This window comes from Streptomyces sp. NPDC054840 (assembly GCF_053611065.1).
In genome coordinates, this window is record NZ_JBSGZP010000411.1 from 1 (window position 1) to 6,717 (window position 6,717).

Sequence of the window (6,717 nt, forward strand, 5' to 3'; positions counted from 1 at the left end):
TGTCGGTCACGCCTCTCGGACTCGGTCGGCGATGCGGTTGATGCGGTCGATCGCCCTCTCGAACCCGCTGGTGAGGTCGTCGAAGACGGCCTGGACGCTGCGTTCCTCGGTCATCCGGCCGACGATCTGGCCGACCGGGGTGCCGAGCAGCGGCTGGATCTCGTACTTCTGGATCCGGGAGACGGCCTCGGCGACGAGCAGGCCCTGGAGCGGCATGGGGAGCGCGCCCGGACCCGCCGGGTCGTCCCAGGCGTCGGTCCACTCGGTGCGCAACTGACGGGCGGGCTTGCCGGTGAGAGCACGGGAGCGGACGGTGTCGCCGGAGCCGGCGGCGAGCAGTTTCTCGGTGAGGGCGCGTGAGTGGAGGTCCGCCTCGGTGGTGGTGAGCCAGAGCGAGCCGAGCCAGGCGCCCTGGGCGCCGAGGGCGAGGCCGGCGGCGATCTGCTCGCCGCTGCCGATTCCGCCGGCGGCGAGGACCGGGAGGGGGGTGACGGCTTCGACGATCTCGGGGACCAGGACCATGGTGGCGATGTCGCCGGTGTGGCCGCCGGCCTCGTAGCCCTGGGCGACGACGATGTCGATGCCGGCTTCGGCGTGGCGGCGGGCGTGTTTGGCGCTGCCGGCGAGGGCGGCGACGAGGACACCGTGGTCGTGGGCGCGCGCGATGACGTCGGCGGGCGGGGAACCGAGGGCGTTGGCGAGGAGTTTGACGGGGTAGTCGAAGGCGACGTCGAGCTGGCGCCGGGCGACCTGCTCCATCCAGCCGGTGATGCGCCAGCCGGAGGCCTCGCCCTCGGCGAGCTCGGGCACGTGGTGCTTGGCGAGGGTGTCGCGGACGAAGGCACGGTGCGCGGCCGGAATCATCGCCTCGATGTCGGCCTCGCCGATGCCGTCGACGGCCTTCTTGGCGGGCATGACGACGTCGAGGCCGTAGGGCTTGCCGTCGGTGTGCGCCTGCATCCAGTCGAGGTCGCGTCTCAGGTCGTCGGGGGCCGTGTAGCGGACCGCGCCGAGCACACCGAAACCGCCCGCGCGGGTGATGGCAGCGGCGACCGCCGGAAAGGGCGTGAAACCGAAGATGGCGTGCTCGACTCCCAGTTTCTTGCTCAGCTCCGTCTCCATGGGCGGCAGGATGCCGCAGCCCGCCGGACGAGGGAAGAGATTTTCTGATGCAGTGTCAGATTCTTTACGGGTCGGTCGGTGCGGAGGGTGCCCGATGGGCGGGCAGATACCCACTACCGTGCGGATCGCCCGCGACGCACTCGACGGGTACCGGGCTGCTCCGGCCCGGACGGCGCGGTCTTCCGGAGCGGCGGGCCGGCGGGCGGCGCGTGTGGAGGACGGCACACCGCCGGCAGCCGGGTGCGGGTCACCGTGTGCGGACAGCGGGGGCGGAATGCGCAGGGCTGACGCGGGTGTTGTGGGCGCGGGTTGCGGACGAGGAGGACCGGACATGGCAGCGGACACGGGGGCCGAAGCGGTGGCGGAGGCCGGCACGGAACGGCCGGGCGTCGTCGGCACCGACCAACCGCGCGAGCCGAAGCGCGAACCCGCGCACGGGCACGGGCAGGGACCCGGGCACGGACACGGGCACGGACACGGACACGAAGGCGGGGGCGGGGGCGGCGGCGGGCCGGCGGCCGGGCGCCGACCGGGCCATGGGCGGGAGCCGGAGCAGCCCCGCGGGACCGGGGACGCGGGCACGGCGGGCCGGGCGCCGAGCCGGCGGCGGCTCGGGGCGCGGTTGCTCGCGCTGGGCGGGGTCCTCGTCCTGCACGCGGCGCTCCCGGGCTCCGCCGGTGCCGCGGGCAGCCCCACCGAGCGGCGCGCGCTCCAGGGGCTGCGGCTGCGGTACGGGTCGGCGCGCCAGGCGGGCCTGTCGGAGCAGCACCTGGAGGGGGTCGCCGAGGAGGCCCGGCGCTTCCTGGGCCCCTCCCCCGAACACCCCTACTACGCCGGGGCGGTGGTCCTCGCCGGCCGGGGCCGCACCATCGCCCTGCACCGCGCCATGGGGTACGCGGTCCGGTACGCGGACTACGACGGACGGGCCGACCGGGTCCGGGAGCTCCCGGCGGCCGAGCGGATCGCGATGGCCGAGGACACCGTCTTCGACCTGGCCTCGCTGACCAAGCTGTTCACCTCCGTCCTGGCGGTGCAGCAGATGGAGCGCGGGCGCCTGGAGCTGGAGGCTCCGGTGTGCCGGTACCTGCCCGAGTTCACCGGGGGCGGTAAGGAGATCATCACGGTCCGCCAGCTGCTCACGCACACCTCGGGGTTGCGTTCCTGGGCACCCTTCTACCAGGAGCCCACGCGGGAAGGGCGGCTGAGGCTGCTGTGGTCGGTCCGGCCGCAGGAGACACCGGGGACCGTCTACCGGTACTCCGACCTGAACCTCATCGCGCTGCAACTGCTCCTGGAACGGATCACCGGTCGCACTCTGGACGCACTGCTCCGCGACGAGATCACCGCTCCGCTCGGGATGCACCGCACTCGTTACAACCCACCGCTCTCCTGGCGCCGGGTCATCGCCGCCACCGAGGTGCAGCGCCCGCCCTGGTCCGGCCTGGACCGTGGGCTGGTGTGGGGCGAGGTCCACGACGAGAACGCGTACGCGCTCGGCGGCGTCGCGGGCCACGCCGGGGTCTTCGGCACCGCCTGGGATCTGGCCGTCCTGGCCCGCACCCTCCTCGACGGCGGGGTCTACGCGGGCAAGCGCATCCTGCGCCCCGCATCCGTCGAGCTGCTCTTCACCGACTACAACACCGCCTTCCCCGGCGACGACCACGGACTCGGCTTCGAGCTCTACCAGCACTGGTACATGGGCGCCATGGCCACCCCGCACTCCGCGGGGCACACCGGTTTCACCGGTACCTCCCTGGTCCTCGACCCCTCCACCGACTCGTTCCTGATCCTGCTCGGCAACTCCGTCCACCCCGTACGGACCTGGCGGGCCGGCAGCGCGCCGCGGGTGGCGGTCGGCAACCGCTTCGCCCGCTCCGTCCCCGTCCGCACCCGGCACGGCGGCGCGGCCTGGTTCTCCGGCGTCCGGCCGGGCGCCTCGGGAACCCTCACGCTGCCGCCGCTCGGCCCGGCGACGGCCGCCGCCCGGCTGCGCTGCGCCGTGTGGTGGGACACAGTGCCGGGCGAGGGCGCGCTGCACCTGGAAACCTCCGCCGACGGGGAGCACTGGGAGCCGCTGCCCTTCAGCACGCTGCGGTCCACCGGCGGCACGCCGGAGCAGTGGCCGCAGGGCTCCGTGAGCGGCTGGTCGGGCCGCGTCTGGCACCGCCTCGAAGCCCCCCTCACGGCTGCCTGGGCGGGACGCGAGGTACGGCTGCGCTTCCGCCACAGCGCGACCGGCCGCTACGCAGGACGCGGGGCCTACGTGGACGTCGTACGCGTGGCGGAGCCGGGCCGCCTGCTCTTCGCGGAGGACCGCCCCGCAGACGCCGACCGCATCGAGGCCATCGGCTGGACCCGGTCGGCGGACTGACGGCTCAGACCGCCCCCGCGGCTCCGTGCCGTACGAGACAGAACGGGTGTCCCGCCGGGTCCGCGTAGACCCGCCAGCCGCGCCCGTCCGAACCGTCGAGCAGCGTCCCGCCGGCCGCCAGCACCTCCTCCTGCGCCCGGTCGAGGTCCGGGACTCCGAGGTCCAGATGGAACTGCTGCGGGCGGGCGGGGTCGGGCCAGCACGGGGGCACGTGATCCGTCGCGCGCTGGAAGGCGAGGACGAGGCCCGAGGGCGTGTGGAGCGTCGCCCAGCTCTCGTCGAGCCCCCAGCGCCGGTCCCGCTGGTTGACGTTCCCACCCAGCAGGGACCGGTAGAACTCGGCGAGCGACTGCGGCTCGGGGCAGTCCAGGACCACGCATTGCAGCTCAGCGATCATGATCGGGATTCTAGGGGGTGCCCTTCGCCCGGGCTGTCCCGCGGCGGCGCCGCTCGCCGCGGTCGGCAGCCCGGCCGCGGCGGGTCCTGCCGCGCCGGGTCCTGCCGAGTGGGGTCCTGCCGAGTGGGTGGCGCTTGTGTCCTGCCGGGAGCGCGTCGCTCGGGGGGCGTCCGCGGGCGGTGGCCGGTGGCCGTCCGTCAGCGGTCCGGAAGCGTCTTCTGGAGCCAGTCGAAGACGACGTCGCAGTGCTGCTGCGGGGCCATCGGGGAGCAGTGCAACTGCGCGCCCTGGGCCGCCGTCAGTTTGAGATAGTCCTTGGGCGAGGTGAGGGCGTCGTACATGCGGCGCGGCTGGCCGGGGTAGAACTGCTCGCCCTCGTAGTCCAGCACCAGGGTGGGGGCTTTGATCCGGCCGACGACATCGGTGATGGACAGTGCCTGGACCCGGGTGGCGGGGGTGTAGAAGTCGGTGAACAGCTTGCCCTGCCGCGCTTCGAGCATGGCGGGGACGGAGAAGGGCTCGAAGCGTTTCTTCATCACGTCGCCCGCGTCCGGAGGCAGTTCGGGGACGACCTCTTTGTTCCAGATGTCGTTCGTCTCCTGCTTGTCGGGGGTGAGGATCTTGCGGATTTCGGGAGGGAATCCCAGCCACGGCTCCACGCAGCCGGGCATGGCGACCAGCGCGGCGATCCGGTGCTCGAAGGCCGCCGCCCTCGGGGCGAGGTCCCCCGCCATGCTCAGACCCGTCAGGGCGATCCTGTCCGAGTCCACTTCGGGGCGGGCCGACAGCCAGTCGACCAGGGGCGTGACGACCTTCTCCCACGTGGGCGTGAACACCACCTGGTCCACGAAGAGCAGCTGTCCCTGGCCCGGCCCGTCGTAGACGAGCGCGTTCCAGCCGCGGTCCAGCGCGGCGGGGACCCCGTAGGTCCACATGTCCACGTTCTGGCCGTCGCTCCCGTTGGTCAGGATCACCGTCGGGCGGGGGGTGCCGCTCGTGTCGGGGCGGAAGAACCACACCGGCAGCGGTGTGCTCCCGTAGGGCACCTTCGCCTTCACCGGGGCCGGCTCGCACAGGTCGCAGAAGGTGTCCCAGGCTCCGCGTCCCGCCTTGTAGAGCTGTTCCTCGCTGCCGGGGTCGTCCGAACCGAGGACGAAGAAGAGCGCCTGGCCGTAGTACTGGGCGGCGCGCAGCGCGCGGAACCGTTTGGTCCGGCCGTCGGCCGGCGCCCCCGGAGGCGCCTTCAGCAGCTGGTCGCCGAGGGCGCGGAAGGTCTCCACGTACGTCTGGGCGGTCAGTCCGGAGCCGTTGATCGTGTTCACGGCCGTGAGGACCTCGCCGACCTCGGCGGCGCCGGTGCCCGAGGCGCCGAGCGCGAGGAGACCGTTGAAGTTGTATCCCGGATCCTTGAACAGGGTCATCACGCCCGGGGTGAGGCCGCCGGCGGCCGCGGTGGGTGTGGCGGCGCCGCTGGACGCCGCCGCCGGAGCGCCGGGGGCGCCGCCGCGCGTGCAACCCGCCGCGAGGGCCGCCCCCGCCCCGGCGGTGAGCAGGGCGCGTCGGGTGGGGCCGGGATGCCGATCACCAGGTATGCGGTTCATGCTTCCGGAACGTAGCGCCGACCCGGCGCGCCGGCCTCCCGTCCCGTCCCGCACGGTCCGCGCCCGGCAGCGGTCCCTGCCCCGGCCGCCGCACTGAGCGGCAGGTGGCGGGGGCGGGGGACCGACGGAGGAGCATGGCCTTCCGGGCACCGCCGGTCTTGCGCCGTCCGGGTGACGCGGCGCCGGGGTTCCGTACCGCGACCGCCTCGGCGGAACGACAGCGGCGTCCACCGTACGCAAGGGCCCCGACCGGCCAGGGGGGGGAAGGCCGATCGGGGCGGGCCCGGGCCGACCGGGGGGGAAGGCCGGCCTGGGCGTATGGGGGTGGGGCCGCGGCACGCGCTCCCACACCTGGATGAACGGTCTGACGATCCGGAATGTTCCCGGCTGGGACCGCCGCCGGAGGTCAGGCCTCGGCGAGGACCGCGTCGAGCATCCGCCGGGTGATGGAGGTCAGCTCGGCGAGGTCCGGGGCCGGGCGGGAACGGGCGAGGGCGCCGGCCAGCCGGTCGTAGAGCAACCCGTCCGTCCAGGCGACCAGCAGTTCGGCGGCCTCCTCGGGCCGCCGCGCCCCGAGGGCGGCGAGGATGCCAGCGGCGCGGGCCCGGGCCCCCTGGCCCGCCCGGTGGAAGTCCGCCTCCAGTTCGGGGTTGCGGGCCGCTTCGAGGCTGAGTTCGAAGCGGGCCAGCTGGCGCGCGCGGCCGACCGTCAGCCAGCGGTGCAGCAGCCCGGCCAGCGCGGCCGCGGCCGTCTCCCGGTCCGCCGGTGGGAGCTCGGGCAGGGGTGGGCCCTCGCCGTCGAAATCGCCGACGTCGCCGAGGTCCAGCTCCGCCAGTCGCGTGTAGCAGGCCCCGATCAGCGCCGTCCTCGTACGGAAGTAGTACGAGGTGCTCCCGGCCGGCAGCCCGGCCGCGCCGTCGACCGCGCGGTGGGTCAGGCCGCGGAGCCCGGCGGCGGCGACGAGGTCGATCGCGGTATCGGCGATCAGCGTTCTGCGATCCGCCGCGGGCGGACTCGTACGTGGGGTGGACATCGACCCACTCTACAGCTGTAGAGTAAGACACCGGACTCTACAAATGTAGAGGATCCGGGGGAGACGGACCGAGGAAGAGGACGCGGGGGACTCGTCATGTCGGCAGTTCAGCGTCACGCGGTGGTGGCCGGCGCGGGGGTCGGCGGGCTGACCGCGGCCCTGGCCCTGCACCGCCAGGGCTGGCGGGTCACCG

5 protein-coding genes are annotated in these 6,717 nt (G+C 74.0%); 1 reads left to right on the forward strand and 4 read right to left on the reverse strand.

The window, feature by feature from the left end:
• Positions 1-6: 6 nt before the first annotated feature.
• On the reverse strand, positions 7-1,122 hold the full coding sequence (locus ACWGIU_RS25355) for a nitronate monooxygenase (protein WP_453709397.1): 1,116 nt from the start codon (positions 1,120-1,122) through the stop codon (positions 7-9).
• Between the two features lie 331 nt (positions 1,123-1,453).
• Here ACWGIU_RS25355 and ACWGIU_RS25360 point away from each other — a divergent pair, with 331 nt between their 5' ends.
• Positions 1,454-3,493: a serine hydrolase gene (locus tag ACWGIU_RS25360; protein ID WP_453709399.1), complete on the forward strand. Its 2,040-nt coding sequence runs from the start codon at positions 1,454-1,456 to the stop codon at positions 3,491-3,493.
• A 4-nt stretch (positions 3,494-3,497) separates the two neighbouring features.
• Here the strand turns inward: ACWGIU_RS25360 and ACWGIU_RS25365 are convergent, their stop codons facing one another.
• From ACWGIU_RS25365 to ACWGIU_RS25375, 3 genes are all read right to left on the reverse strand, one after another.
• Positions 3,498-3,890 (reverse strand): VOC family protein, encoded by a 393-nt coding sequence (locus tag ACWGIU_RS25365; RefSeq protein ID WP_453709401.1) that lies wholly within the window; start codon positions 3,888-3,890, stop codon positions 3,498-3,500.
• Positions 3,891-4,087: 197 nt separating this feature from the next.
• Positions 4,088-5,491, reverse strand: a complete 1,404-nt coding sequence (locus tag ACWGIU_RS25370; protein ID WP_453709403.1) for an alpha/beta hydrolase family protein — start codon at positions 5,489-5,491, stop codon at positions 4,088-4,090.
• Positions 5,492-5,897: 406 nt separating this feature from the next.
• Positions 5,898-6,524, reverse strand: a complete 627-nt coding sequence (locus ACWGIU_RS25375; RefSeq protein ID WP_453709405.1) for a TetR/AcrR family transcriptional regulator — start codon at positions 6,522-6,524, stop codon at positions 5,898-5,900.
• Positions 6,525-6,717: the final 193 nt, after the last annotated feature.